The sequence below is a fragment of the Anoxybacillus sp. LAT27 genome, from assembly GCF_022030075.1.
In the GTDB taxonomy this organism is placed as follows: Bacteria; Bacillota; Bacilli; order Bacillales; family Anoxybacillaceae; genus Anoxybacillus; species Anoxybacillus kestanbolensis.
In genome coordinates this window covers 16,670-43,563 of the sequence record NZ_JAIWYK010000445.1, presented here as the reverse complement: position 1 = coordinate 43,563, position 26,894 = coordinate 16,670, and the positions used below count along the sequence as shown (strand labels likewise).

Genomic DNA, 26,894 nt, shown 5'->3' with positions numbered 1-26,894 from the left:
GAAGACGAGGTGTTTTTTATGGTAAAAAAACGAATGGTCATCATATTAATAATGATTCAACTAGCCATATTTAGTTTAATCGGTCGCCTCGTTCAATTACAACTTGTGAGCACCGAGTCGTTTCACGGGATAAACTTAATTGAAGCGAGCGTCGCTCAGCGCACCGAACAGCTCGTGATCGACGATGGACGCGGCGTATTCGTTGACCGAAACGGCCAGCCGCTCACATATGAATACGTTCCAACGCTCGTGTTATTTCCATTCTTAAAGAAAATGGATTGGCCAATCGATCAAATTGCTGCGCTCGTTTCCGTGTCAAAAGAAACAATTAAACGACAGCTAGAAGAGGCGAAAGGTCCGATCATTTTACATGATGGTCAACAGCCGATTCAACTACAACCGTGGCAAATGGAACGAATCAATGCACTGCATATTCCAGGCGTCATTGCTGTGCATAAACAGTATGACCTGAAACAAAAATATGCGCAACATGTCATCGGTTTACTTGGAGAAAATGAAAAATTGCTGAAAGAACGATACGGGGATAAAACATTATCACCACAAACAAAAATTGGTGTATCTGGGTTACAAAGTTCTTTTGATGAATTTCTCATTCCAGATGGGGAAACGAAACTATTGTATCATGTTGATGCGCGCGGTGAACCGCTGTTCGGTATGGATGTGAAATATACAGAGCAAGCGAATCCGTTTTATCCGATTACGGTACAAACGACGATTGACCGGACTCTGCAACAACGTGTTGAGCAAATCGTTGCACAACATGGCATGGAAAAAGGGGCGGTCGTTTTGCTCGATGTTCAAACGAATGATGTTGTTGCGTTAGCGAGCGCTCCCGCCATTGATGAACGAGATCCGTACAAAGATGGAGCGATGGAAAATAAGGCGCTTCTTCCGCAAGTGCCGGGATCTGTTTTTAAAATTGTCGTTGCAGCCGCAGCGCTTGAAAACGGGCTTGTTCACGGACAGACGTTTAACTGTGATCGTAAAATTAACGGTGAACAAGAAGAGAAAAAGAAAGGGATGCGCTCGTTTGAAGATAGCTTTGCGATTAGTTGCAATCGAACGTTTGGAGAGCTAGGAAAACAGCTCATTGCGATAGATGAAAATATGTTTGATGTATATGCTCGAAAGCTCGGTTTGCTTCCGCGCGTGGGTTGGGAAGGAGATGTATATCATTTTCAATCGTTTCGCCCACTTCGTGAAGAGAAAAAAGGGAACATTTGGGGAGATGCACGGGATAAACATATTCCGCTTGCTATTGCCCAAACGTCAATCGGTCAAAAAGATGTACGCGTTTCACCGCTGGCGGTGGCGAATATGATGGCAACGATTGCTCGCGGCGGCGAGGCAAAACAAGTGCGCATCACTAAAAAAATGATGTATAAAAACGGAACGACATTTTTCACATTTGATGAGAAGCGGTTAACGATGGATTCATTGCAGAAAGAGACGATCGACAAACTACAAGAGCTATTACAACTCGTTGTGACGCATCCGGAAGGGACTGGGCGTTCGTTTCAATCATTGCCATATGCCGTAGCAGGAAAATCAGGAACAGCAGAAACAGGGAAAGGAGAACTCGTAAATAAATGGTTTGCGGGTTATTTCCCAGCCGACCGTCCCAAATATGCACTCGTTGTGGTACAATTAGAAACAACGTCATCTGCCTCAGTCACGAATGCCATTTTTGCTGATATCGTTCGCGCAACATATGAGTTGGAACAGAAAGGAAGGTATGAAGAGTGAGCAGCCGTTTTGCGAAACGTTCAAAACAAAGAAAAGTAAACCGCATATTGAATACGTTAATTACCATTGTATTTGCGCTTATTTTATTTTTTGGATGGAAATGGTTGTTCGCCAACGACCGACCGACAAAAGAAACGAATGCTTCGCCACAACCGGTTGAAGTAGAGACAAATGAGCCGCCAAACGATGAGCAACCATCCGAAATGGAAACAGAAACAAATGAGCAACAATCGAACGACAACGTTGAAGAAACGGTTGTCGATGATCCAAACTCAAACGTTATTCGTGAAATTGTGAACCCGTCATGGCAACCGATCGGCACAACACAATCAGAGCCACACGTGACAACATACGAGAAAAACTCTGTTGATTGGAAAGAAATGATTGATGCGATTAGCTATGCGACAGGCATTTCATCTTCTGATCTGATCGTTTGGTTTATCGGAAATGGCGGCAGCCCGAATCACGCTGTTGCTACTGTTTCCAAAAAAGATAAAACAGAACATTATAAAGTGTTTATCGAATGGGTGACAAATGAAGGATGGAAGCCAACAAAAGTACAGCAATTAAAAGAAATAGAGCGCCGTCCGTGACGCTCTATTTTTTTGCTTTAAAATGCACCATGGCACTATAAAGACGTTGCCCGTTTTCGAGCAGTTGCATTTGATAGGAAACATGATGTACTTCAAGCATAATCGCTTTGTTATGTTCAATTTGGTCGTTAATTTTTTTCTCTAACGTCGCTAAGTCTGTCGCTTCGAAAAATTCTACTTTATCTTGAATGAGATCAAACGTAATCATCGTCTTCCTCCTCTCTACACGTAGTTTAACATATTTCCATTGAACATCTAAAAAAAATGTGATAGATTGAGAACAGTAGTACATTTAATTCATACTATACTTATAGGAATTATTATATTTAATGGAGTGTGACATCATGGGACGTGAGTTTTTAGACATCTTTGAGAATTGGGCACAGTCGTACGATTCGTCAGTATACGGGCACGATGAGCAATATCGCGACGTATTTGACGGATACGAGACGATTTTAAATACAGTCGTTGAAAAAAGCGGCAACGTCGTGTTAGAGTTTGGGGTTGGGACAGGAAATTTAACGAAAAAACTAATTGAGGCGAATAAAACCGTATATGGCGTTGAACCGTCTGCACCGATGCGTGAGCTCGCCAAAGAAAAACTCGGTCATGTGACGATTGAAGACGGAGACTTTTTACAGTTTCCTTTGCCAAATGAACCGATCGATACGATCGTGAGCACATATGCTTTTCACCATTTAACAGATCAAGAAAAAGAAGAAGCGATCGGCAAATATAGCACACTTCTTCGTAAAGGTGGTAAAATAGTGTTTGCGGATACAGCGTTTATTAACCGCGAAGCGTACGAGGCGATGATTGCAGAAGCGAAACAAAAAGGATTTGTCGATTTAGCGGAAGACTTACAGCGCGAATATTACACGACAATTCCTGCCTTAGAGCATATGTTTACAACGCACGGTTTTACCGTCACATTTACGCCAATGAATCGTTTCGTCTGGTTGATGGAAGCTGTCAAACAATAAGTGAAAGAGGTTGAAACGATGAACATAGCAATCATTGGAGCGATGGAAGAAGAAGTGGCGATTTTGCGTGAAAAAATTGCTAATCGAACGGAAACGACGATAGCGAATTGTTCTTTTTATAGCGGCACGTTAGATGGGGCAAATGTCGTTTTATTAAAATCAGGCATCGGAAAAGTCAATGCGGCGATGTCAACAACGATTTTGCTTGAACGTTTTGCGCCAGATGTCGTTATTAATACAGGTTCGGCTGGCGGTTTTACGCCATCATTAAACGTTGGAGACATCGTCATTTCGACGGAAGTTGTTCATCATGATGTGGATGTTACCGCATTTGGTTACGCATATGGTCAAGTGCCAGGCATGCCAGCACGCTACGCCGCAGATGAACGATTAATACAAGCAGCCGAAACGAGCGCAGCGCACATTCGCGACATTCAAGTCGCAAAAGGATTAATCGCGACAGGCGATTCATTTATGCACGATCCAGCGCGCGTCGATTTTGTACGCACGCAATTCCCTGACTTATACGCAGTTGAAATGGAAGCTGCTGCGATTGCGCAAGTATGTCATCAATTTAACGTCCCGTTTGTCGTCATTCGCGCATTATCAGACATCGCAGGTAAAGAGTCGAACGTATCGTTTGAACAATTTTTACAAAAAGCAGCTCTTCACTCATCTGAACTTGTGCAATTCATGGTGAATGAATTAAATAAATAGGGAGAGGCATCCTCTCCTTCTTTTCATCTTTTGGGAGGTCACAACATGAAAGTAGCGAAAAACGTGCATGAATTAATCGGCCGTACGCCAATCGTTGAAATTACGCAATTTCCGCTTCCAAAAGGCGTGCGCCTATTTGCGAAGCTCGAATATTTAAACCCGGGGGGAAGCGTCAAAGATCGCCTAGGCCAAGAATTGTTAAACGACGCGCTAGCGACAGGGAAGTTAAAAGAAGGTGGAACGATTATCGAGCCGACGGCAGGCAATACAGGGATCGGTCTTGCGCTTGCTGCGATCGGGAAAAACATTCGCGTCATTTTTTGTGTGCCAGAAAAATTTAGCATCGAAAAACAACAACTCATGCGCGCACTCGGCGCAACGATCATCAATACACCAACGCACGAAGGAATGCAAGGAGCGATTCGCAAAGCGAAAGAGCTCGCTGCGGAAATTCCAAACTCCTATTGCCCGCAACAGTTTGAAAATCCAGCGAACCCACGTACGTACTATAAAACGCTCGGACCAGAAATTTGGGAGCAGTTAGACGGAAAAATTGATGTATTTGTTGCGGGAGCTGGGTCGGGCGGCACGTTTATGGGCACGGCACAATTTTTAAAAGAAAAAAATGCGCAAATTAAAACGGTCATCGTTGAACCAGAAGGATCCATTTTAAACGGCGGAAAACCAGGCCCGCATCGCACCGAAGGGATCGGCATGGAATTTTTACCGCCATATATGGATACAAGCTACTTTGATGCGATTCATACGATTTTAGATGATGATGCGTTTCGTCGTGTTAAAGAGCTTGCGCAAAAAGAAGGATTGCTTGTCGGTAGTTCATCTGGTGCTGCGTTTCATGCGGCTTTACTCGAAGCAGAACAGGCGAAAGAAGGAACGAACATCGTCGTTGTTTTTCCAGATAGTAGCGAACGGTATTTAAGTAAAAACATTTACGAAGGCGGGATGTAACGTGAGAAGAAAAACGAAATTGATTCATGGTGGCATTGCTGGGGATGTGCATACAGGGGCTGTCTCGGTTCCGATTTATCAAGTGAGCACGTATAAACAGGAAGCGGTCGGTGTGCATAAAGGATACGAATATTCACGTACCGGCAATCCAACGCGGCATGCACTAGAGGAACTTATTAAAGATGTGGAAGAAGGATATGCTGGCTTTGCGTTTAGTTCTGGGATGGCAGCTATTACAGCGGTTATGATGTTGTTCAACAGCGGCGATCACGTCATTTTAACTGACGATGTATACGGTGGCACATACCGCGTCATGACGAAAGTGTTGAACCGTCTTGGCATTGCATCGACATTTGTCGATACGAGCGATTTAGCGAATATTGAAGCGCATATTCAACCAAATACGAAAGCGATTTATCTTGAAACACCGACGAATCCGCTTTTAAAAATTACAGACATCCAAGAGGCAGCAGCGATTGCGAAACGCCATGGACTACTAACGATCGTCGATAACACGTTTAGCACACCATATTGGCAAACGCCAATTGCGCTCGGTGCAGATATCGTCATTCATAGCGCAACAAAATATTTAGGCGGTCATAGCGACGTCGTTGCTGGGCTTGTCGTCGTTAATAGCGAACAACTTGCGACCGACTTGCACTTCATCCAAAACTCGACAGGTGGCATTCTCGGTCCGCAAGATTCATGGTTATTAATGCGTGGCATCAAGACGCTTGGCATTCGCATGGAAGAACATGAGGAAAATACACGCAAAATTGTTGAATTTTTAACGAATCATCCAGCTGTTACACGCGTGTATTATCCTGGGCTTCCGTCACACCCAAATCATGACGTAGCGAAAAAACAAATGCGCGGCTTTGGCGGCATGGTGTCATTTGACGTTGGCAGCGCCGAAAAAGCAGAACAAGTGCTCACGCGCGTCCGCTACTTTACGCTAGCGGAAAGTTTAGGGGCGGTCGAAAGTTTAATTTCCCTACCTGCAAAAATGACGCACGCCTCCATTCCGAAAGAGCGTCGTGCTGAACTCGGCATTACGGACGGACTTATTCGCATTTCTGTTGGCTTAGAAGATGCGGATGATTTAATTGAAGATTTAGCACAAGCGTTGGCATAAATTACATCGCCCCCTTTTTTCTTTTCTATGATACATTGAAAGGAGGAAGGGGGACGGTTATGTTGGATGAACAAAAGCAACATTGGTTAGGAAAAGCGCGTGACTACAAAGCATACAGTCTCGTTTTATTTGCGCTTAGTGCGTTTTTATATATCGGAACGCTCATTCCGAGCGCCATCGACGAAGCAAAGCGTCCACTTGTGCTCGGAGCAGTGTTTATTCTCATGCTTGCCTCTATTTTTTTCTCTCACCGTTCAAATGTATACGTAAGAAAAATAGAAGAAGAAGCGTAAACCCCATTTTCGAACGAACTAAAAACGTGTAAAATAAAAGAAAATGGGCAAAAGGGGGAATGCATGATGATGTGGATGATTACAGGCTTAGTCATTACAGCTGTCATCGGTTTTGTTATTATTGCGGAAGTGAACGCTGAAGCATAAAACAGTCTCCAAATCGGAGGCTGTTTTTTATACAACAACTACTTGTGAATACATTCACATCCGTCGTCGACCCCCAATCTTGCAAAAACCCCAGGGGATCGACGACAATTTGTTTTTCGGAATTTTTGCAGATATAGCACGGAATACAGGTTATTGACTGAATTTTCGGATGTATGTATAATGACATTGTATAACTTTTCCATGTGTTGATCTAACAGCACTTTTTCGGGTTTGTATCGTACCTATGAGGAATTGAAACCATGGAGCATTTCGTGAATTAACACGGCTGCTCGCGTTTGTATCGTACCTATGAGGAATTGAAACATAGGTATAGATGAAAAGCGTAACTAGAACTTTATCTTAATTAGTTGAGAATATTCCTACCTCAAAGAACGTGAAGAGGAGTACCAAGCAAGTAGGTGAGAAATGAATCGTTTTCGGATAAGGGGGAGCTACTTTTCATCTCGATTGTTTGACTGTTCGAGAGTCATTTGTAGCAGGTGAAAAATCGTTTGGGTACGCGTACCCTCTCTGTTTCTGTTTTGTATTTTAAAAGTGTTTTTGGAAAGCGTAAAACAACAGTTTGTTTTTGCATCGTCCTATCTCAATATTGTTCACATAAATTATGGTATACCATAACAGAAGGTGAAAGTCATGATCGTATATAAAGCGTATCGGTTTCGCATCTACCCAAATCAGAAACAAAAAATACTGATAAATAAAACGTTCGGATGCGCACGTTTTGTGTTTAATCATTTCCTTGCCAAATGGAACAACGCATACAAAGAAACAGGAAAAGGACTTTCTTATCAGTCTTGTTCTGCACAATTGACCAAGTTGAAAAAAGAATACACTTGGCTAAAAGAAGTGGACAGTATCGCACTTCAAACCTCGTTGAAACATTTGTCGGATGCTTACACACGCTTTTTCCAAAAACAAAACGACAGACCTCGCTTTAAGTCAAAAAAGAACAAGGTACAATCTTATACAACAAAGTACACGAACGGAAATATTGCGATTGTAGGTAACAAAATCAAACTTCCGAAACTAGGGTTCGTTCGTTTTGCCAAAAGTCGTGAAGTCGAAGGACGTATCTTATCCACGACCATTCGACGTAATCCAAGCGGAAAATATTTTGTATCTATTCTTGCAGAAACAGATGTGCAACCACTCCCTAAAACACATACAACTGTTGGTATCGACATGGGACTAAAGCACTTTGCTATTCTCTCAGACGGCACCAAGTACGCTAATCCGATATTCTTTCGGAAGCTTGAAGAAAAATTAGCAAAAGCACAACGTATCCTATCTAGGCGCCAAATGGGGAGTTCCAATTGGCATAAACAGCGTATGAAGGTCGCTCGTATTCATGAGAATATCGTGAATGCCAGACACGACTATTTGCATAAAATCTCCACCGAGATCGTCAAAAACCACGACATCATCGGGATGGAAGATTTGTCAGTCAGCAACATGCTCAAAAACGACAAACTAGCCAAGGCGATTAGCGAAGCGTCATGGGCAACGTTCGAAGCGATGATCGCGTACAAAGCCAAATGGTATGGGAAACAATTGATTGTGGTGGCGAAAAATTTTCCATCCAGTCAGTTATGTTCCTGCTGCGGATATCAAAACAAGGATGTGAAACATCTTGCTTTACGTGAGTGGGAATGTCCAAATTGTCACACTCATCATGACCGAGATGTAAATGCAAGTATAAATATTAAAAACGAAGCTGTTCGGCTTCTAACCGCAGGAACTGCGGGGCTAGCCTACTAAATAACTGAAGGATGCTTCGGTGTTCGTAGGAATCTCTCGCTTTAAACCAACCACAAGGTTATTAAGCGGTGAGTAGTTCAACTGAACGTAGAGGGATGTAAAGCCAAAAAAATTCTCCCACCACTCACATACCTTCCAGTTTTTATTTGAACATACCCCCTTTTCACCTACTTTTCACCATCGACTTGTACACTTACGGTATAGGGTACATGATATGTGAAAGGTAGGGGAGTATATGTTGAAGAAAAACATTGTAAAAATAATATTAGACGTATCGATGGCGATTACGTTTGTGTTGTTGATGAATCCGAGAGTGTTTAATGGTTTGCCGTTTCATGAAGTGGCAGGGTTAGTGATTGGTGTGGCTGTTTTGGTCCATATTGCATTGAACTATAAATGGGTTGTCAATACAACGAAAAAAATATTCGATCGTTCGCTTTCGGGGAAAACGAGATTTAGTTTTTTGCTAAATATATCGTTGCTTCTTTCGATGACGGGGATTATTGTGACAGGTATTCTGATTTCGAAAGTTGTGTTTCCACATCTTCTTAGTGGCGAAAATCATGCGTTGCGTGAGATACATGATGTGTTTGCGAAATTGACGCTTTTGCTTGTTGGGGTGCATATCGCATTGCATTGGCAATGGATTATGGGCGTGTTTCGGAAAATGTTGAAAACAAAAGAAGGGCATTGGCGGAAAGGAACAGTTGTGGCGGTTGTGTTTGTTTTGGCGATGTTTATAGGAAGTATGCAGTGGCTAGCAACCAATGTAAAGCCAAATGAAGAGGCGTTTAAGCCGAAGTTTGAGCAAAAGGTAGCACAAGCGAGCGAAACATTTCCGCCACCTGAAAAATTTCGTGAAAGAGAGTTTCCGCATAAAGAACATCATGGAAACAGCCATCCGTTGTTTGTTATTTTGGGACACTTCACATTTTGGGCAGTTGTGATTGTTCCAGTTTACTACATCGAAAAACGAATGCGTCATAAACGACAAGTTCGTGTATAAAAACAGGTGTCCTGGGTTGGCAGGACACCTGTTTTATTATGATTCTTTTTTCCCTTTCTCGTGTTTATAACATTCGTGATATAGCTTCATTAACGCCCGTTTTTCAATGCGTGAAACGTAGCTGCGGGAGATGCCGAGTTCTTTTGCGATTTCACGTTGGGTGCGTTCAGGTTGCATGTTTAGGCCGAAGCGGCTAATAATCACTTGGCGTTCGCGATCGTCCAGTACATGTAAATGTTGGGCGATGTTTTCGAGCTCGTTATTTTTCTCAATCATATCACTAATATCTTCCTCTTCAGATTTTAATACATCTAACAAACTAATTTCATTTCCGTCGCGATCTTGCCCGATCGGGTCATGTAATGAAACGTCTTTTCTCGTCTTTTTTAGCGAACGTAAATGCATAAGTATTTCAATTCTAATGTCAATAGTATGCGGTAAAAAATAACAATAATAAATAACAATCATGAACAAATAGACGCAAGCTTTGCACTAAGCATTTTATTTTCGATATAGTCCATCCGCCTTTCACAAATTTCAGCTGGCACACGGAACGTTTCCTGCATTTCATATACGATGAAGTCGCGTTTTTGTGAAAAATCGATATATGTAAGCATATGATAAGGGATCGCAGCGAATAACGTAAATCGCTTTGTTTGTGATTCTTGAAAGTATCTGAATGAGTCCGCCATTTTCGATTGATCGCCGACGTGCAAAAACAAATGCCCGACTTCATGAAAAAATACTTCACGGCGCTTGAGCAATTCTAAATCGTTGTGAAGCCCTACAATTTTCAAGTCGTCGCAGTATTCCGCAAACGATCCGAATTTTGACTCGACAAGCAAAATATCGAATTTCCTTGCGATATACTCTTCATCGAGCTGGGAAGGATAGATGATCCCGTTTTGCTGATATGTTTCCGAGATACGCTTTTCTAAGTCGCAAGGCTTATATAAGTACATTCCACCTCATCCCCCACAGGTTTTTTTCTTTTATTATACAAACATACGTTCTTATTTACAAGAAAAAGAAAAATCCCTAAGTTTGACTAAGGGATATATTCATACGACTTTCAAATTTTTTCTTGTTTTAGTTGAACTGCTAGTTGTTCGGCTGCTGCTTCGCTTTCTTCCTTTCGTTGATTTCCGTTTTTTCTTTTGTGTTGTGGATTGTTGCTTATTCATGAGGGAAATAGTTACGAAATTAACGAATATTTGAGATATACTGAAAACAAAAATTAATAAAATAAACCCCGACATGGAACTTAAAAGACTCATTGTAGAAGAAAATAAATCGCTCACTGAAAAAGGTAAATTAATTTTAGAAAAATCGATCATGTTTTATCACCTGATTTTTTGTTTAATACTTTATTTTTCCATCCCAGCCTACTCGGAAACCATTTTTCGGTGATTTATATTTCCAACGATTATAGCTGCTTGATAATGCTTCCCAGTATGTCATTTTCTTTGTGTACGGATCGTTTGCATATTCTTCATTAAAATTCCGACGGTTATCCAGATGTCCTAATACAATTCTGATAAACTGTAATATTCGGGGAACAAAAGGCAACGTTATTGATAATAAGATGAAAGGACCGAAAAACAAAAATAAACCACCTAAAGAGTGGACTGACCCACCTATTTGAGACACAGAAAAAACACCTATGCTGCCTGTTTCCTGAACTCAATAGGAGACAGGTAGTTTAATTTGGCCTGAATTCGAATTTGATTATAATAATAGATGTAATTCTGAACCATTTGTTTTACAATAGAGTTAGTGAGATTTTGTTTTTCTTGTGAATAGAATGTTTCAGCCTTTAATGAAGAATGAAACGATTCTATTACTGCATTATCATGGCAGTTTCCTTTGCGGGACATGCTCGTGGTAATGCCTTTTTCTTTGGCTAAATGTTGAAAAGCATAAGACGTATAGACCGCCCCTTGATCGCTATGGAGTAACACTTGTTTTGGTTGTCGCTCTTTTACGGCCATTTCTAGTGTCTTTAACACTAGCTGAACATCCTGTCGGTCGCTGATTTGATAGGCAATAATCTCATTATTGTATAAATCCATAATGGTTGACAAGTAAAGCATCGAAGTACCAAACGGCAAATAAGTGATATCCGTTACCCACTTTTCATTTAGTTGAGAAGCCGTAAAATCACGGTTTAAACGATTCGGTACGATGATTTTACTTTCTCCATTGATCCAGTTTTGACGTTTTTTCTTCACACGGCATTGAAGATTCCGTTTTTGCATGATTTTTTGTACGGTTTTGCGATTCAACTTGATTCCATATTTAAGCCGTAGGACTTCTCTTACCTTGCGATGACCATAACGATAATGATTCTTTACACAAATTTCTTGAATCAACCGTTCTAACTCTGATTCCATCATGAACTCTTCCCATTTCTTTTCCCATCGATAATATGTCGATCTTGGAATTCCTAAACAAGAACAGATAAGGGTAACAGGATATCTGTCTTTTAACTCTCTTACAACTTGGACCACTACTTCTGGCACCATCTCCTCTCGAGTTCCTTGTACTTTTTTAAGATTTCCAATTGTGCTTCTAGCTGACGGTTTTGCATTTTGAGCTGTTCCATTTCATTTAATTCCTGTGCCCCTTTCCCCCATACATATTGCTTCCCTACAGGCTGAGAAAACCGATGAGTTTCGCCATTTTTATACCATCTCATCCATGTCTTGATCTGCGTCTTATTTTTAATCCCTAACGTCTCCATAATTTCTCGGTTGGTATACCCTGCTTGTTTCATCTCGATAGCTTTCCACTTGATCTCCTCTGGATAATGAACTCTTGTCCCCATAAGACAAACACCTCCACAAATCGAAGTGAGTTATACATTCGATTCAGGAGGTGTTTTTTCCTTGTCCCATTTTACTGGGTCACTTCAGAGTCGATTAGGTCTTTTAAATCAAAAGGTAATTTTATTTGGGAAAAATCTAGCATCTTCACCCCTCCATTTTGATAAGAATTTCTAATTAAATCATATCAAATAAAAAAATTAGTATATATCACCAAATTTATTAGTAAAAAAAGGGGTTGCAAAAATTCGCCCCCTTTTCTTTGATTCGATAATAATGAACTATTCATTTTTTCGCAACAGCCACTTGGCGTTTTGCTGCTTCTCGTTCTTTCCAAGGAATGATTTTTGTTTCAACAAATGTGACGTCGGACGTTTTCATTCGACGTGTGTCTGCTTCCACAAGAGCAGCGTTTGTAAATGTCCCTGAAGTAATAAACCATGTTCCTATACAATGATGATTCTTTTTAGCGCTGTCAAGCTCACGAATATCTTTGACAGTTACCTGGGTTTTCGACCTATAATAATGCTTTACTTGTACAGCAGTTTTCAAACCATCAGTTTTGTTTATAACCACGATATCAACGCCACCGTCTTTTGTTTCCGGTGTTTTTATCGGTTTCCATCCAGTCGCTTTCAAATATAAATATACGAGTTGTTCAAATTCCAGCCCTTCTAATTCTTCTAATGGGAGTTGTATTATTACGTCATCAGGACGAACGTTATATTTTCCTGTTGTTTGACTGGAAGAAGCTTGAGATGTACGTTTCTGAGATGAGGAGGTTTTGGCAGGCTTCTTCTCTGCGGTTTTTTGAGGGAGTCCGGTATATGGATTCTTATTCTTATTTTCTTTTTTACGCATATCGGGCACATATCTTGCTGCCCAAGACCCAATAATAAGGGAGATAAACAGAATAATGATTAAACCTACTATTTCAATAATTCCATTCATTAGAAGATAAAATCCGACAATGGCTGCAGGGAAAGTGAAAAGGGAGATTACAGCATTTTGTCTTTCCCTTCTCGATGGCAATTTCTTAGCCATGTTAGATTCCCCTTTCTTGTTTTGCTTTCCATTTTATAAACTCAATATGTTTTTTTATTTCCTCGATTTCTTGTTCTGTCAATCCGTCCATGTCGAAAAAGAAAAGGTGTTTTTCACTGTCTGTCTTCTCTTGACCAGTTAGCAAATAATCAGTTGAAACCCCGAACAAGTCGGCAATTTTTAGAAGCGTTTCATAGTCAGGTTCTCTCTTTCCTTGTTCGTACATTGCATATGTAGTTCTTCCAACTCCTATTTTTTTTGCCACATCTTCTTGCCGCAAATTCATTTTGTTTCTTAGTTCTTGCAAGCGATCGCCGAAACTCATCATAAAGAGATTCCTCCTTTTCAAGGTTAATTATAACGTCACATTTAGTGACAAAAAATATTTTACACAAAATGTGTAATTAAATATTGACACTACACTATATGTGACATATACTTAAAATATCAATACGCAAAACGTGACATTACGGGAGGTGAAAAAATGAGAGAATGGCTCAAAAATAAACGATTAAGCAAAGAGTTAACACAAAAAGAAATTGCTAAATTAGTTGGGATTTCTCGCAGCACATACGCAATGATTGAAAAAGGCGAGAGAAATCCAAGTGTTTCAGTAGCAAAGCGAATTGCCGATGTTCTTAAATTTGATTGGACAATTTTTTTTGAAGATAAATGTCACGTTTTGTGTATCGAAAATTACTCAGCATAATGCCGAAAGAAGGTGATCTTTTTGCAAAAATTCAAACGGGTATGGAACAGCCTAAACGGAAAGTATCGCGTTGTCGGTATACAGTTTCATGATGAGATAACGGCAACGATTTTCGTTCAAGTGCAAGGGCGGAAAACATCGTTGACGTATAACATGCGCACAAAAGAAAAGCTTCCAAAATACGTTGTTGATGCATGTGAATCAATCAAACAAGAACTTACATTTCTTTGTAATCATTGTAAATCAAACTAAATATCGAAAGAAGGTGTCAAAATGCTCAAAAAAGGGTTTTATCTCGAAGAAATCGACAAGAAAAATAAAGCTTTATTGTGTATTGATTACATGCTTGAAGCGATTTTTAACAAAGATTATGAAACGGCAGAAATCGAAGCGAGAGAATTTTTAGCAGTAATTACAATGCTCAAAGAAATTGAGGTAAAAAAAAAGCGTCGTGCAGATCTTGAGCAATTAGTTAGCGAGATGCAGAAACGAGGAATAAAGATAGATTTTGCAACGAAAGTACATGCCTAGTTAGGGGGGATTGGGGGTGAAGATCACCGTTGTAAAAGGACCGTTGTTCAGCCAAGTGGAGAAAGAAGTGTATGCGTATTTGGCCAAAGTGCTTCCAGAACAATACGAAAAAGTAAAAGGAAGCGAAAACAATGAGAAAGCGTCATAAAAAAAAAGCAGCAAGTGCGGCAACACTTACTGCAAGGCACAGAAAAAACATTCTTACTGAAAATATAACACGTTTCGCGATATTTTTCCATATTCGGCTCTCTTTTGGAGAGCCTCGCAATTCAAAAAAAGGCGGTGTTTTCAATGAAAAAAGCAAAGACAAATGAAAATCCGATGGAAAAATACGTTCCTGCGGTCATGCGTTGGATTGAAAATACGTTTGATATGAGCGCGATTCAAGTCGAAGATTTTTCTGTTTTCCCAGCTGGAAAGCTCGTTCGAGACGAAAACGGGCACACGATGGTCGTTTTCTATGACATTTGGACAGAGCAAGTCAAATACACATTCCCGACAGGAAAGTGAGGAACGAAAATGCAAGCAGCGATTGACCTACAATCAGGACTTGAACGGCTTTTTCCGTCCGCGAAAAAGCCGTTGAAAATCATTCGTTTAATCGGCTATTCGCGCATGAATACGGAAAACGATCCGAATAAAGCGTATAGCGTCGCAAAACGACCGTGCATGAAAGGCTGGCAAGATCTAAATCGTCCAGGCATGACAGAAGGAGAAATTCGTTCCTGGCTGCGGCAAAAAGGATGGACAGGGCTTGTCATTCCAGACGGTTATGACGTGATTGACATCGACGAACAGACAGAAGGGGAGCTAATTTTTAAGGCGCTTTTGCGTGAACGATATAAATTTCATGCGATTCGAACAATACGAGGCTTTCAGTTTTTCTTTCGGTCGACCGAAAAAATCAAAGGACAAGACGCGACAGTGCTTATGGCTGGCGGCTTTGTCGGCGACTATCGCCTTTCCGGGCGCGGTCAAATAGTTATTCCAAGCGAAAATACAGGCGGACGCGAATGGGTACATATTGCAGACGGGGAACTTTCGCCGATGCCGATCTATTTTGAGCGATTAAAAAAGATTGATAAAACGCAACGTCCTTTTCCGATTCCGATGCACGAGGGAGGACGGAACAACGCACTATATGCGCATTGCTGCCGTCTTGTCGAATTTGGTTATACACCAGAACAAGTTTCCGAGATTGCTAGTTTCCTAAATCAATATTTTTTTCTTCCTCCGTTAGACCAGCGTGAATTTGCAAGCACACTGAACAGCGCACTCAAGCATGAGCCAAGTGGAACAAACTATTCTTCTCCGCCACCGATGACTTTCCCAGCACGAAAAGAAGGAGAGTCGAAAAAGTTCAACTTGACCGAAATGGGGAATGCTGAACGTCTTGTTGCTCGAAATGGACAAAATTTGCGCTATTGTGTGGAGTTTGAGGAGTGGCTCATATGGGACGGAAAGACGTGGATTGAGGATAAAAAGAAACAAATTGAACGCATTGCGATTCGCACGTTTCGTGAAATGTACGCCGAGGCGGCGCACGAAGAAAACAACGACGCGCGAAACGAGTTGCTGAAATGGGCGAAGGCGAGTGAAAAAAGTTCGGTGTTTCTCAACTCAATTGCAAGGGCACAAGCGATGTTACCAATAAGTCAGGAGGAACTAAATATGGATAAATTTTTGTTGAATTGCGCAAATGGTGTGGTCGATTTACGGACAGGTGAGCTGCTTCCTCATGATCGCAAATATATGATGACGAAAAACACACATATTCCATACGATCCAAATGCAAAATGCCCGACATGGATTGCCTTTCTTGAATCCATCTTTCGCGATGGCGATGAAGTGAAGAACGACATTATCAAGTTCCTCCAGAAAGCGATTGGCTATGCGCTGACAGGCGATATAAGCGAGCAGGTTGTTTTCTTCCTTTGGGGAACAGGGAGGAACGGAAAATCGACGTTCATCAATACGGTGAAGGCTTTGCTGGGCGATTATGCGAAGCAAACGAATTCGAACACTTTTACAGCGAAAATGAACGATTCGGGGATAAATAACGATATTGCACGTTTGCACGGTTCACGTTTCGTGTCGGCTGTCGAAAGCGAGGACGGCCAACGGCTCAGCGAATCGCTCATTAAACAATTAACCGGCGGTGAGCCGATTACAGCTCGTTTTTTGAGAAAGGAATTTTTTGAGTTTGTGCCAGAGTTTAAAATTTTCTTCACAACGAATCACAAGCCGATCATCAAAGGCGACGATGAAGGAATTTGGCGGCGTATTCGCCTTGTTCCGTTCACGTACACCATTCCAAAAGAACAAGTGGACAAGCATCTTCCTGAAAAACTGATGAATGAGCTTCCTGGCATCTTACGCTGGGCGGTCGAGGGATGCTTAAAATGGCAAAAAGAAGGCTTAGGAGAGCCGGAGGAAATCAAGAACGCAACGAGCGAGTATAAAGACGAAATGGATCTTCTCAGCAATTTCTTGAATGATTGCTGCGTGATTCATCCAGGTGCGAAAGTGCAATTGAACGAGCTGTACAAAGAATATATCGACTGGTGCGAAGAAAACAGCGAAATTGCGATGAAAAAGCAAAAGTTTTCGGCGCGTTTAGTGCTGCGAGGATTCGAAAAACGAAAATCCACTGGGAACAAAACGTTCTTTTTCGGCATCGGTCTTTCAAACGAAAGTTACAAAGTTACCACTAGTTACTCAAATTCGGGTAAATCGCCTATAGGAGATACATTTACGGAAATACAGGAAAATAAGTCACTCAAGGTAACTAGTAACTTTGTTGAGGAAGAAATTTAGTTACTTAGTTACCATCAGTTACTGATTTCTATGCATTTCTCCTATAGGGCTATATATAGGAAAATACCCTATTTCAAGTAACTTGAAGTAACTAGGTAACTTATAAGGAGGCTTTATATGTTATATAACATTTTTTATGAAATAGATAATCTAAATATTCAAATAAAAATAAAAAACAAAAAACTAAGTTTGATATATGAAGAAGGCACATTGCCATTGGATTTAAAAAAACAAATCAAGCAGCATAAACAACAGATAATAAAGCGCTTGGAAGAGAATGAAATGACGCGTGCAAAAGGTTTTCTCATCTATCGCTACGGTGAACTGTACGAGTATCGCTACGGCTTGGGTGCGTATTTGTTCATCGAACGCGAAGGAGATATGGCGATTGCATGGCGTGCGAACTACATGCCGGAGGACAAGCAACCATACAAAACAAAAATTCTTGCTGAGCGTGTTCCATTCGAAAAAGCGTTCCAAGAGGCAGCCGGTTTCATAGACTGGCTGCAACGACAAAAAAGGGGTGTAAAAGGTGCTTAAAAAAATGATTATGCCGATGGGCTTCATGTTAGTTTGCATAATGTTAGCAATGTATTCGGTAACAATTGTGAAGAACGAAATGGATCAAGTAATGATTATGAGTACTTTGTTTGGATATGGAGCAGGCTACTTTGTTTGTGCGTTAGGTAAAGAACTAGAAAAGAGGGATGACAAATGACAAAAACATTCAAGTCCTATTTGCGTGAAGCCATTGAGAACGTGAAAGACAAACGAATTGAGCAGCTCATTCAAATGGGACGCGTAAAGATGGAAGATGGTCGGCAACTTTATGATCTAACGATATCTGAATTAGAACATGAATACAGATGTATGAAAGAAAAGAAGGTGTTTTTTTGATATATCGTTTCTTTTGCGACAAATGTGGCTTTGAAGTTTGGAGTATAAAAGTTATTGCGAAGTTGAAATGTCAATGCGGCTTTTATGTGCTCTGTGAGGAAAAGGAGGACTGAAAATGCGACTGGACATATACACTTGTTCAACGTGCGGCGAAGGTTTTTCGGTTGAAGAGGACAAGCAACCTATCACTTGTCCTCTTTGCGAATCTAGATGCTTTGAATTTTCTCATACAACCATCGAATCGAAAATGGGACTGATTGAAGGGTTTTTGCAACGTCTAGACATGATGTCCGGAACGGGAAACGGAATAGGACGGGTAACAGTAAAGAAAATTCGCGAGTTTGCGGAAAAGGAAGGATTTATACAGCGAAAAAAAACAAAGGGGTTAGGAAGTTGATTTTTAACGAAGAAGATCTTGAAATAATCAGGGAATTGCTATCGATTGTAGCTTGTGGGTACGAGCGAGAAACATATTATTTTCATTGCTGCGATGCAAATGACATTATTAAAAAGATTGACGAGTGGAGGAAGGACAATGCAAATCGGGTACTTTAACGGTGCGATGTATGTCAAGCCCAACGATGAGGAAATAAAACACGAGCCTGTCCAGCTTGCCGGAACTCAGCTTTTCCCAGGAGAGTTTGTGAAACAACTAGGTGAAAAAAAGCGAAGCCGTTTTGTGATGCAAGACGGCTTTCTTCTAAGATACGAAGGAAAAATAAACAACATCTTACTGTTTAGTGTGAATCAATCAAAATACGATTATTATTACGCGCTTTTTTATATCGATGAAAAAACATTGATTTGCTGCAACGGAAGTGGTTGCTGGGATGTTCGAGTTAGTCAAATTGAAAAAGTTTACCCACAGTTTATGGAAACATATGAGCAACTTTCACTTGAGTTGAGGTGAAAACATGCGTGATTTTCTAAAGTCGGCATTGTTGTCATTCGTATTTGCTTTTGTGATGTACATTTTCCTTTATTATCTATCCAGTTAGGAGGCGAAAAAATGAATTGGCTTGCGTTCATTCTCGCGTTTCTTTCTCATCACGACGAAAATCCTTACCCGTACTACATACAGCATGAAACCGACATGAAAGTAACAAGTCTTTCGAAAATACGCAAAGAAATGATCCAGGAATGGAGGGAAACATATGGCGTACCTCTCTCAAGTGAAGTCGAATGGTAAACAGTACATTTACCTTTGTATGTATGTAGGAGCGCAAGAATACTCGACGAGAAAAGAACAGCGTGTATATGCGTTTGGAGAAGCGAGGAGAGCGCTTCTTCGCATGAAGCGCTGGAAAAGAAAATTCAACGAGTTTCCGAATGAATTGCTTAACCTTGGATGTGGCATGGAAGACTTGGAAGAATGGATTAGAACAATAGAAACAGGTATAACGAAAACGGGAAGAATTTTCAAAACGAACGTAAAACGTGCTGCGTTTTAAAGATGTTTATAACATCTACAAATTTTCACGACACACATCGCTGAATGACACAATGCATCGAAAAATATCACTTATTTTTTTGACCATCTAAAATCGAGTGAAGCTATTCTTTCACTCGATTTTTGTCATAATATGACCAAATTTTTTTGGTGATATGAAAACGACAAAATTCTCTGTACATTTGAATTGTGGGGTGATGTACATGGATGAACAATCAGTAACAGAACAATCGCAAACGGATCAATCAACGTCAGCAAACTCGTCTACAATATCAAATATCGATTTCGTCGATATGAGAGAACATACGTTGATTGAAACGAAAGAAGGAAATATTGTTGTCATTCATGAGATCACACTCGGTGACATTGTCATTTCTGTTTTGGTCGCTGCAACACTCATTTTCATGTTTTTAGAACGCATGATGAGGAGGTAGAACAATGTATTCCCTTGTCTTTGCAACGCCAAAGGACATTCTTGCGACATACCTCATCATCATGGCATCCTGTATCGCATCATTTCCGATCGTAATGTTTCTCATATCTACTGTAAAAGGTGTGAAGAAGCGATGGTGACGACTGGGACACTCGCAGCATACGCTTTCAAAACGGTTTTTGGAAATGCAGATGTGATGACAGGTATCGCCACATGGACAATATTTTTAACGCTTTTGTTTCTATCTATCGCCATATATAAAGAAACGAGGAGGGAGTAATAATGTCGAGCATCGGGAACGTTTTTGACTGGGCGTTTTTCTGGGGTGTATTCGGATTTTTGTTGAAAACAGTTGCTCCCTTCATCATGTTGATTATAGCTATTGTGGCGGTAGGAATGCTTTTACACGGTGTGATCGTAGCGATCAGATCGAGGTCGTGAAACCATGCCAGAATTTCAAACGTTTTTTACACCTGCACGACTAAATGAGTTTTGGTACTACGTGAAGTGGTTGCTTTTCTATGTAGCACCAGCAATTATGATTATGGCTGCGGCTGGAGCATTATCCATGTTTATTGCCATGATGAAAAAATCATTTGCGAATACAAAGCAAATTGACAAGAGCGAAAATAATGAGGACTACGAAATTCGAAGATACTAGGTTTTCAACTAGCGAATGCTAGTGAAATATAAAAAAATTTTTAAGGGAGGAATTATACATGCCTGTTTTAGGAGCTGCTATTGATTTATCAGGTCTTTCTTTACCATTCACTGTTTCAGATGTCATTGGAAGTGTGAACTCTTTGCTTGGTTGGGTGGGACCATTCGTACTCTTGGCAATCGCATTAGGTTTTGCACCAAAAATTATTGCTTTTATCAAATCAATTTTCGGTCGCGCTGCATCGCGATAAGCAAGAAAAAAGGAGGAGCGATCCTCCTTTTTTCATAGAAAGGGCGTGTCGTATTTTAGATGTTTAAGAAAATCAACATCATACTTTGTTTCTTGCTCCTTGTATCATTTTCCAAGCCTTTTTTTGCTTCAGCAGCAGGGGAGTTTCAAGTAATTGAAGTTTACGATCCGCAAAACTTAATCAGTACGCCGTTACATTATAACCCGGATTATCATGGTATGGATGTTGTTCTTGTTTACTTTAGAGGAACAAGTATAAAAAAGCTTTGGGTATCTGACTACGCCGATTCTTCGTTCAGCACACCATTGAATCCGAAAACAAGGACGGCGGCAGACTACGGATGGAGCTATTTTAATGGATTTTATTTTTCATGCAACAGATACTATAAAGCTGAATTTTTTGGGGCGACGGACAACTTACTTATTCGCATTAAAATTCATGTGACGGGATTAGTAAATCCCTCGTGTGATTCATCATCATATGGGAATTACGACGACATGGGGGGAAGTGATTCAAATACCTGTAATGCTTGTGACCTTTTCTCGTGTCCAGGGTGGGATCAATACCTAGGAAAACTAACAGAAATAAAAAATGCAATTCCACCAGCACCAAACTGGAACCAGGTGGCGACCGTTTTTCGTGATACAATCGTTCCTCAACTTGTATCCGATATAGGGACGCTTCTAGGACCGGCTCCAAGTGTACCAACCGAGCCAGCTGAATTATCGGGATTAGACACACGAGGAATTGAAAACAAAGTTCCAAGTATGCCTGATCCCGGGCTTGATACATCGGGATTCACGAAAAGTCGAATCGAAAGCGAAGCACCTGTCATTGAGGAGCGTTCTGATCCAACAGGAGGATGGGATATTTCAGATCCACTTGATACACTTCCTGACTTTCCAAGCATGCCAATCCCAGGAGAAACTGATCCAAAAGGTTGGGATGCAGGGAAACCAAAAGAAACGGAAACACAATTGCCAATTCCAAAAGACCAAGAAGGAACGCCAAACATCGGAGATGCACCAACACCAAGCCAAAACAACGACACACCGCCAAGCCCGGGCGACAATGGCGGAAATGCACCAATACCAAGCCAAAGCCAAGATGACGGCATACAAGGATCAAAATACTACAAAAAACACCCTGATGATCCGGATGGGAGTGGAAGTTATTGAAGAGGTTGGGATTAATTATAATAACCATGTCTATCTGCTTTCTTGCTCTTCAAAATAGAATTTATGCATACAGCGGGGGGATATTGGATAATGTTAGACTAAATATTGGATATTATTTTGGAGACTACGGTGGATATACACCGTACGTAACAGACAACAATCTTTCAACATATTCTATACTTTCTAAAAAAGATGTATCTACAGATACGATTTTTTATACGTTTCAAAATTCAGTTGACATTAGTGGTTTTAGAATAAAAACGGATACCAATATAAATATCTATTTTTATGACTCCACAGGGAGAATCATTTACCGAAGTGGTGAATTTATTGGAGATGGTTCATTTATATCTCTAGAATATAACATTAAATCTTTTGCCATCTATAATTTTGCAAATGAAGTTAATAAGGTTTATGAATTCAATCTTTATAGTGAAGATATTATTCCACCAGCAGATGTTACAAATTTACAGGCGAGTGAAATAGGTGAAGAATATGTCACACTAACATGGAATGAGCCAGAAGACGTTGATTTTTCACACTACCAAATATATCAAAATGGTTATTTAATATCGGAGAATTATACTTACACCTCAATCACTATACAAAACCTAAATCCTAATACAGATTATAACTTTATGGTTGTATCAGTAGACAATAAAGGGAACAAATCTAGTGGGCAGTCTGTCATGGTAACAACACTTGTTCCGATTGTCGGTGATATCACCGATCTCCAGGCCGATGCAAAATACGACCATGTAAAACTCACATGGACACCGCCGGATAGTGAGTTTTTTCATCACGTGAAAATCTATCGTAAAAAGGTCGAACAACAATCGTTCTGGGATCAGCTTTTTGGCACGACAGCTGTTTCCGCCGAAACCACATCAGACGGCTATACACCGATGTTTGAAACAAATGGGACGTACTGGACGGACTTGACTGTTACGCCGGAAACGACGTATTCATACAAGGTTACGTCGGTCAATATTGAAGGGAATGAGTCGCAAGGGGTCACAATTGAAACGACAACACCGTCTGAGCCTGTTCCAGTCTTAGCTGGCGTGGCGACAACGCAAAACGAAAACGGCGACTATATCGTCACGTGGACAAGCCCGACGAAAGGAACAGTGAAGCTGCTAATTGAAGGACGAGAATATGCACAGGTAGACGCAGCGACGAAACAAATCGTAGTAAGAAAAGAAGATATGAAAACAGACTTTTTTGGAGCATACGCAGCTACGTTGATTCCTATTGGTGAATATGGAACAAAAGGGCAAGCTGTCAGCGTTCCAAGTCTAGGGGAAAAGATTGACTTTCCTTTAAGCTTTCAAGATTTTATGGAAACAGTAGTGAGTATTCTTGCATGGGTAGCTCCATTTATCGTTTTATCGCTTGTGTTCATTTTTTGGCGACCAATTTTCAATTTTATTAAAAAAGCAATTAGTGAAAGGCGTGTGAAACAATGAATTTTAGTATATTGCAAGCTGTATTGGAAATAGTTTTTCAACGCTATATGGTATATCTCACGCCTATTTTGTTTCTTTTTACCGTTTTTTTGTTTTCTGATCGTCTTGTCGCGTTTTTATACGACGTTTTCAAACGTAGTAGGTGGTAGCAATGAATTACATGTATATGTTTGTTGTAGGTGGGATTTTGACCGACGCATTTGGAAGGCTCTTTGATGTCATATGGGGCGGTATAAAGTGGATCGGGCGATTGTTGAAAAAGCTATTTCAAGGGCTTGTTGACTTGTTTGTCGGTTTTTTCGAAGTTATTTATGCGCTGATTGATGGTTTGTTGTATTTTCTCTACAAAATTGGTGTACTGGCGGTGAAACTGTTTCTGTTGTTTTTTGACCTTGCAAAAATGATTGTATCTTTGTTTGTTGGTTTTGCTCGCACGCTTGCCAGTCTTGTGTATATCCCTCGTAGTGGAAGTGGAAATGGCTATTCAGACATGCTCGGAAAAATTTTTACCGCAATGCAGCCACTTAAACTCGAGCCGATCGCGTATATATTGCTCTTCATTCTTTGGATGTTTACGGCAGTTGCAGCGATTAAATTATTATCCTCAATTCGGATAGGAGGGGAATAATGGCTATAAAAGAGCAAATTCGCGGTTTTATCGACAAAATTTTTAACCCTCCTATAACGTTTCTTGATATGGGCATTGAGAAACTCCAAGCAGTTGGACGATTAACCGCGCAAGGTTTGAATATCGGCAAGTATCTGTCGGTATTCGGCGACATGCCAACTGCATGGCAACTTGTTATTTCATCGGCGCTTATGTCGGTTGTAATATTAGGTTCACTTTTAATTTTTCGTTCAGTTATGCGCCTCTATTATTCTTTGAAAGAAGGTGTGAAGTGGTGGTAGATGCATTCTTTTATATGTTTGTACTTGGTTCGGGCGCAGCCTCAGGAGTTGGAGTTGTCGCATTCATCGGTTGGAAGCTTGTGCAGTATTCAAATAGAAAAACATTGAAAAAACAACAGAGAAGGGCGGTAGTATGATGGCACTTTTTAAGCGAAAAGAAAAAGATGAATTTTTCCCAGAAACAAACGACATTCTTATCGTCTTCGATGACGAAAAGAAAACAAGTGATATACAGCGAATTTCAGATATTCGAGATAATGCGATATACGTAACAGGAAAATATCATGTGCCGATTGACGATTGTGAAGTGACAACAGGACCCGAAGGCCGGCACTTTTTCTATCGTGCGCCATCGCGATCTGTCCAGGAAACGAAGCGACTCGCAGAGCTAGAAAAAAGCATTGTGTTACGACAAATTACGTCATATCGTCCGCCAGAACAGCCTAGCCAACTAGATATTACGAAAATTCTCTTATTTGCACTCGTCTTCTTTGCATTCATCGTGATGGGAATTTCAAGTTGTAGTGGAGGAGGAGCTTGATGCAAAACCATCCTTGCATTGAACGACTTCAAAAGAAAATCAATGAACTTGTTGCACTGATTCAGGAAAAGGAGTGTTGATAAATGCAAGGTACGAGCAATGCAGAGAAGTTGCAAAGTGTCATTTCTGATGATCTTTTTCCTCAAGTACAGCATATTTCTGACGTAAAGCAAGTTCTCGAAGAAATGACGACAAAAGCTCAAGAACTGCAAGAGTGGCAAATTAAAGCGATTTTGTTGCTGGAAAGCTTATCGAAAAATGAGTACTTACATGGAAAAAGTGATCCGTATCGTGAAATTATCAATTTCATTATGCACGGTAAGGTTCTTGTTGCTGATCCGCAATATTACATTGATACAATCGAAGCTCTTATTCCTAAACCACCGAAGCCTGTGATTGTTGCTCCGAACGGTGTGGAGAAGGGAGGAAAAAGATAATGGCCCATCACTTTTTTATTCAAGGTCCACTTGGTGCTGGGAAAACATTAATGATGTCTCTCTTTGCGCACTATTGGCGTGAAAAGGTTCGCGCGCGTGGCGGCGATATTCAACTATTTTCAAATTACGGTTTAAAAGATTCGATTCCTCTTGAACATTATACAGATTGGTACAAAGTAGCTGAAGCACAGGGGAGCATATGTTGCTGGGATGAAGCGCAAATGGCGTTTTCTAACCGAAAATGGTCAAAATATGGCTCGACAATTGCGACAGAAGTAATGATGTTTACAAGAAAAATGAAAAGTGTTCAAATCTATTGCTCACCGTCTATCAACAATGTTGACAGTCGTATTCGCCAAATCGTTGAAGTATTAATCAACGTTAGAAAAATTGGTGATAGAGGCTTTGCAATTCATTTCACCGATTATCAAACAGGTGAGTTCATGCACAAACAGTTCCTTCCGATGTGGAAGGCAAAGAAAATATTCAAACTTGGTTTGTACGATACGGACACAATGGTGCTAGGCTTCCCGTTACCCTCTACCGAACGGGAAGGAAATGAGTTTTTCCAAACACTTGAAGAAATTCATGATAAAGCGCGTGGAACAGTTAGGAGGGCTGCCCATGAATTACTCACTGGTGCCGGAGCGATATAAAGAAAAAGATCCACGTACATTGTTGTATCATTTTCCGTCCATTCCAGTCGTGAAATTCGCGAAAATCACACAGAAATTCTATTTTTTTAAGCAGCTTGAAATCGCGCAGGACATTGTCAACCGAATGGGGTATATTTTGCTTCCGTCTGTATGTATGCACTGGGAACGAGTGAAACAGTTTGCAGATCGACGAATAAAAATCGGTAGAAACTCATTTTTCATGATGAAAATTGAAGAACTCACGGAAAAGGAAAAAGAAAAGCTAAACGAATATGTATCTGAATTGCGAGGAGGAGAAAAAAAAATATGAAACTAACTAATGATGAATTAGCTATGCTTATTTTGCATATGAGTATTATGCGTAAAGAAATAAAGAAGGCATTAAAACGCAATTATGGATTTTTTGAAGCAAAGAAAAAAATGAATGTTTATGACTCGATTTTAGACAAAATTACATCGTTTAACGAAAAGAAAACATTACATGATATTGCACTTGATGACGAAGAATTAGGCATGTTACATGCGTTTTTGTCATCATACACAGTTGAAATTGAACGGCAGGCTCAAAAAGAAAAAATGAATGTGTCAAGTAGCGAGGTATTTCAATTATTAAATGATATTTTATGCAAAGTTGAGGGAATGCAAATTGCAAAAATGCATTGATGAGCTAATAAGGGAATATTATCGTAAACAATATA

At 40.4% G+C, this 26,894-nt stretch carries 39 protein-coding genes and 1 pseudogene; 34 read left to right on the top strand and 6 right to left on the bottom strand.

The features are described from left to right. Window positions 1-18: 18 nt before the first annotated feature. Together LD028_RS15845 and LD028_RS15840 are read left to right on the top strand one after the other, a co-directional pair. The gene (locus LD028_RS15845; RefSeq protein ID WP_237812326.1) at window positions 19-1,767 is read left to right on the top strand and encodes a peptidoglycan D,D-transpeptidase FtsI family protein; all 1,749 of its coding nucleotides are present in this window, start codon (window positions 19-21) and stop codon (window positions 1,765-1,767) included. Continuing rightward, the gene (locus tag LD028_RS15840; RefSeq protein WP_237812325.1) at window positions 1,764-2,360 is read left to right on the top strand and encodes a DUF1510 family protein; all 597 of its coding nucleotides are present in this window, start codon (window positions 1,764-1,766) and stop codon (window positions 2,358-2,360) included. Before LD028_RS15845 ends, LD028_RS15840 begins: the two co-directional genes overlap by 4 nt. 4 nt (window positions 2,361-2,364) lie before the next feature. Here LD028_RS15840 and LD028_RS15835 read toward each other — a convergent pair whose 3' ends face one another. Beyond that, entirely contained in the window at window positions 2,365-2,568 is a 204-nt protein-coding gene (locus LD028_RS15835) for a DUF2536 family protein (protein ID WP_035018511.1), read from the bottom strand. Between the two features lie 136 nt (window positions 2,569-2,704). Between LD028_RS15835 and LD028_RS15830 the strand changes: the two genes are divergently transcribed. The 7 genes from LD028_RS15830 (at window position 2,705) to LD028_RS15800 (ending at window position 9,389) form a co-directional block, all read left to right on the top strand. Then, the gene (locus LD028_RS15830; RefSeq protein WP_237812324.1) at window positions 2,705-3,343 is read left to right on the top strand and encodes a class I SAM-dependent methyltransferase; all 639 of its coding nucleotides are present in this window, start codon (window positions 2,705-2,707) and stop codon (window positions 3,341-3,343) included. An 18-nt stretch (window positions 3,344-3,361) separates the two neighbouring features. Further along, window positions 3,362-4,060, top strand: a complete 699-nt coding sequence (mtnN, locus tag LD028_RS15825) for a 5'-methylthioadenosine/S-adenosylhomocysteine nucleosidase (protein ID WP_237812323.1) — start codon at window positions 3,362-3,364, stop codon at window positions 4,058-4,060. 45 nt (window positions 4,061-4,105) lie between these two features. After that, entirely contained in the window at window positions 4,106-5,029 is a 924-nt protein-coding gene (locus LD028_RS15820) for a PLP-dependent cysteine synthase family protein (protein WP_237812322.1), read from the top strand. 1 nt (window position 5,030) lies between these two features. After that, complete coding sequence (locus LD028_RS15815; RefSeq protein WP_237812321.1) at window positions 5,031-6,164, top strand: bifunctional cystathionine gamma-lyase/homocysteine desulfhydrase; 1,134 nt, start codon at window positions 5,031-5,033, stop codon at window positions 6,162-6,164. A 59-nt stretch (window positions 6,165-6,223) separates the two neighbouring features. Beyond that, a complete protein-coding gene (locus LD028_RS15810; protein WP_226373772.1) occupies window positions 6,224-6,457 on the top strand; it encodes a YrhC family protein in 234 nt (77 codons plus the stop codon). 801 nt (window positions 6,458-7,258) lie between these two features. Next, window positions 7,259-8,383: an IS200/IS605 family element RNA-guided endonuclease TnpB gene (gene tnpB, locus LD028_RS15805; protein WP_237812320.1), complete on the top strand. Its 1,125-nt coding sequence runs from the start codon at window positions 7,259-7,261 to the stop codon at window positions 8,381-8,383. A 235-nt stretch (window positions 8,384-8,618) separates the two neighbouring features. Continuing rightward, window positions 8,619-9,389: a DUF4405 domain-containing protein gene (locus LD028_RS15800; protein ID WP_237812319.1), complete on the top strand. Its 771-nt coding sequence runs from the start codon at window positions 8,619-8,621 to the stop codon at window positions 9,387-9,389. 36 nt (window positions 9,390-9,425) lie between these two features. Here LD028_RS15800 and LD028_RS15795 read toward each other — a convergent pair. The 5 genes and pseudogenes from LD028_RS15795 to LD028_RS15775 form a co-directional block, all read right to left on the bottom strand. Continuing rightward, window positions 9,426-9,812: pseudogene (locus LD028_RS15795) on the bottom strand (sigma-70 family RNA polymerase sigma factor); the annotation flags it as partial. A gap of 41 nt (window positions 9,813-9,853) precedes the next feature. Continuing rightward, window positions 9,854-10,351: an ImmA/IrrE family metallo-endopeptidase gene (locus tag LD028_RS15790; protein ID WP_237812318.1), complete on the bottom strand. Its 498-nt coding sequence runs from the start codon at window positions 10,349-10,351 to the stop codon at window positions 9,854-9,856. Between the two features lie 699 nt (window positions 10,352-11,050). Then, a protein-coding gene (locus LD028_RS15785) for an IS3 family transposase (RefSeq protein ID WP_152619630.1) occupies window positions 11,051-12,216 on the bottom strand; the annotation gives its coding sequence in 2 pieces (ribosomal slippage) (window positions 11,051-11,940 and window positions 11,940-12,216; 1,167 coding nt in all). 283 nt (window positions 12,217-12,499) lie between these two features. Next, complete coding sequence (locus LD028_RS15780; protein ID WP_237812317.1) at window positions 12,500-13,258, bottom strand: restriction endonuclease; 759 nt, start codon at window positions 13,256-13,258, stop codon at window positions 12,500-12,502. Between the two features lies 1 nt (window position 13,259). Next, window positions 13,260-13,583 (bottom strand): helix-turn-helix domain-containing protein, encoded by a 324-nt coding sequence (locus LD028_RS15775; RefSeq protein WP_219986037.1) that lies wholly within the window; start codon window positions 13,581-13,583, stop codon window positions 13,260-13,262. A gap of 159 nt (window positions 13,584-13,742) precedes the next feature. On the opposite strand from LD028_RS15775, the gene LD028_RS15770 reads away from it, so the two are divergent. The 25 genes from LD028_RS15770 to LD028_RS15655 all read left to right on the top strand — a co-directional run bounded on the left by LD028_RS15770 (window position 13,743) and on the right by LD028_RS15655 (window position 26,859). Next, complete coding sequence (locus LD028_RS15770) at window positions 13,743-13,967, top strand: helix-turn-helix transcriptional regulator (protein ID WP_219986004.1); 225 nt, start codon at window positions 13,743-13,745, stop codon at window positions 13,965-13,967. Between the two features lie 12 nt (window positions 13,968-13,979). Next, window positions 13,980-14,219 carry a hypothetical protein gene (locus LD028_RS15765; RefSeq protein ID WP_043967619.1) on the top strand — a complete coding sequence of 80 codons (240 nt, stop codon included), beginning with the start codon at window positions 13,980-13,982 and terminating at the stop codon, window positions 14,217-14,219. A 21-nt stretch (window positions 14,220-14,240) separates the two neighbouring features. Next, window positions 14,241-14,498 (top strand): hypothetical protein, encoded by a 258-nt coding sequence (locus LD028_RS15760; protein ID WP_237812316.1) that lies wholly within the window; start codon window positions 14,241-14,243, stop codon window positions 14,496-14,498. 16 nt (window positions 14,499-14,514) lie between these two features. Continuing rightward, the gene (locus LD028_RS18045; RefSeq protein ID WP_255573357.1) at window positions 14,515-14,646 is read left to right on the top strand and encodes a hypothetical protein; all 132 of its coding nucleotides are present in this window, start codon (window positions 14,515-14,517) and stop codon (window positions 14,644-14,646) included. Next, window positions 14,630-14,812 carry a hypothetical protein gene (locus LD028_RS15755; RefSeq protein WP_237812315.1) on the top strand — a complete coding sequence of 61 codons (183 nt, stop codon included), beginning with the start codon at window positions 14,630-14,632 and terminating at the stop codon, window positions 14,810-14,812. The genes LD028_RS18045 and LD028_RS15755 overlap by 17 nt, the downstream gene beginning before the upstream one ends. Then, window positions 14,790-15,008, top strand: a complete 219-nt coding sequence (locus tag LD028_RS15750) for a hypothetical protein (protein ID WP_221277369.1) — start codon at window positions 14,790-14,792, stop codon at window positions 15,006-15,008. Before LD028_RS15755 ends, LD028_RS15750 begins: the two co-directional genes overlap by 23 nt. Before the next feature lie 9 nt (window positions 15,009-15,017). Continuing rightward, on the top strand, window positions 15,018-17,315 hold the full coding sequence (locus LD028_RS15745; protein ID WP_237812314.1) for a phage/plasmid primase, P4 family: 2,298 nt from the start codon (window positions 15,018-15,020) through the stop codon (window positions 17,313-17,315). 117 nt (window positions 17,316-17,432) lie between these two features. Further along, the gene (locus LD028_RS15740; RefSeq protein ID WP_237812313.1) at window positions 17,433-17,855 is read left to right on the top strand and encodes a TubC N-terminal docking domain-related protein; all 423 of its coding nucleotides are present in this window, start codon (window positions 17,433-17,435) and stop codon (window positions 17,853-17,855) included. Continuing rightward, window positions 17,848-18,033 (top strand): hypothetical protein, encoded by a 186-nt coding sequence (locus LD028_RS15735; RefSeq protein WP_136260348.1) that lies wholly within the window; start codon window positions 17,848-17,850, stop codon window positions 18,031-18,033. The genes LD028_RS15740 and LD028_RS15735 overlap by 8 nt, the downstream gene beginning before the upstream one ends. After that, on the top strand, window positions 18,030-18,212 hold the full coding sequence (locus tag LD028_RS15730) for a Fur-regulated basic protein FbpA (RefSeq protein ID WP_136260347.1): 183 nt from the start codon (window positions 18,030-18,032) through the stop codon (window positions 18,210-18,212). Before LD028_RS15735 ends, LD028_RS15730 begins: the two co-directional genes overlap by 4 nt. Window positions 18,213-18,747: 535 nt before the next feature. Next, window positions 18,748-19,122: a hypothetical protein gene (locus tag LD028_RS15725; RefSeq protein WP_035021139.1), complete on the top strand. Its 375-nt coding sequence runs from the start codon at window positions 18,748-18,750 to the stop codon at window positions 19,120-19,122. 244 nt (window positions 19,123-19,366) lie between these two features. Beyond that, entirely contained in the window at window positions 19,367-19,663 is a 297-nt protein-coding gene (locus tag LD028_RS15720; protein WP_237812312.1) for a hypothetical protein, read from the top strand. Window positions 19,664-19,865: 202 nt separating this feature from the next. Continuing rightward, a complete protein-coding gene (locus LD028_RS15715; protein WP_237812311.1) occupies window positions 19,866-20,096 on the top strand; it encodes a hypothetical protein in 231 nt (76 codons plus the stop codon). Window positions 20,097-20,377: 281 nt separating this feature from the next. Beyond that, window positions 20,378-20,536: a hypothetical protein gene (locus LD028_RS15710; protein WP_012574467.1), complete on the top strand. Its 159-nt coding sequence runs from the start codon at window positions 20,378-20,380 to the stop codon at window positions 20,534-20,536. 4 nt (window positions 20,537-20,540) lie between these two features. Continuing rightward, window positions 20,541-20,756, top strand: a complete 216-nt coding sequence (locus tag LD028_RS15705) for a hypothetical protein (protein ID WP_064214512.1) — start codon at window positions 20,541-20,543, stop codon at window positions 20,754-20,756. A 58-nt stretch (window positions 20,757-20,814) separates the two neighbouring features. Next, window positions 20,815-21,006 carry a hypothetical protein gene (locus LD028_RS15700; protein WP_006323838.1) on the top strand — a complete coding sequence of 64 codons (192 nt, stop codon included), beginning with the start codon at window positions 20,815-20,817 and terminating at the stop codon, window positions 21,004-21,006. Window positions 21,007-21,065: 59 nt separating this feature from the next. Then, a complete protein-coding gene (locus tag LD028_RS15695) occupies window positions 21,066-22,184 on the top strand; it encodes a hypothetical protein (protein WP_237812310.1) in 1,119 nt (372 codons plus the stop codon). Between the two features lie 83 nt (window positions 22,185-22,267). Next, a complete protein-coding gene (locus LD028_RS15690; protein ID WP_237812309.1) occupies window positions 22,268-23,653 on the top strand; it encodes a fibronectin type III domain-containing protein in 1,386 nt (461 codons plus the stop codon). Window positions 23,654-23,813: 160 nt separating this feature from the next. After that, on the top strand, window positions 23,814-24,281 hold the full coding sequence (locus LD028_RS15685) for a hypothetical protein (protein WP_237812576.1): 468 nt from the start codon (window positions 23,814-23,816) through the stop codon (window positions 24,279-24,281). Further along, window positions 24,281-24,562: a hypothetical protein gene (locus LD028_RS15680; protein ID WP_237812308.1), complete on the top strand. Its 282-nt coding sequence runs from the start codon at window positions 24,281-24,283 to the stop codon at window positions 24,560-24,562. The genes LD028_RS15685 and LD028_RS15680 overlap by 1 nt, the downstream gene beginning before the upstream one ends. Before the next feature lie 136 nt (window positions 24,563-24,698). Beyond that, the gene (locus LD028_RS15675; protein WP_064214516.1) at window positions 24,699-25,103 is read left to right on the top strand and encodes a hypothetical protein; all 405 of its coding nucleotides are present in this window, start codon (window positions 24,699-24,701) and stop codon (window positions 25,101-25,103) included. Window positions 25,104-25,186: 83 nt separating this feature from the next. Continuing rightward, window positions 25,187-25,540 carry a hypothetical protein gene (locus LD028_RS15670; RefSeq protein ID WP_237812307.1) on the top strand — a complete coding sequence of 118 codons (354 nt, stop codon included), beginning with the start codon at window positions 25,187-25,189 and terminating at the stop codon, window positions 25,538-25,540. After that, window positions 25,540-26,196, top strand: a complete 657-nt coding sequence (locus LD028_RS15665) for an ATPase (RefSeq protein WP_237812306.1) — start codon at window positions 25,540-25,542, stop codon at window positions 26,194-26,196. Before LD028_RS15670 ends, LD028_RS15665 begins: the two co-directional genes overlap by 1 nt. Next, window positions 26,165-26,506: a hypothetical protein gene (locus tag LD028_RS15660; protein ID WP_237812305.1), complete on the top strand. Its 342-nt coding sequence runs from the start codon at window positions 26,165-26,167 to the stop codon at window positions 26,504-26,506. The genes LD028_RS15665 and LD028_RS15660 overlap by 32 nt, the downstream gene beginning before the upstream one ends. Next, window positions 26,503-26,859, top strand: coding sequence for a hypothetical protein (locus LD028_RS15655; protein ID WP_237812304.1), 357 nt, complete (start codon window positions 26,503-26,505; stop codon window positions 26,857-26,859). The genes LD028_RS15660 and LD028_RS15655 overlap by 4 nt, the downstream gene beginning before the upstream one ends. The last annotated feature ends 35 nt before the right edge of the window (window positions 26,860-26,894 follow it).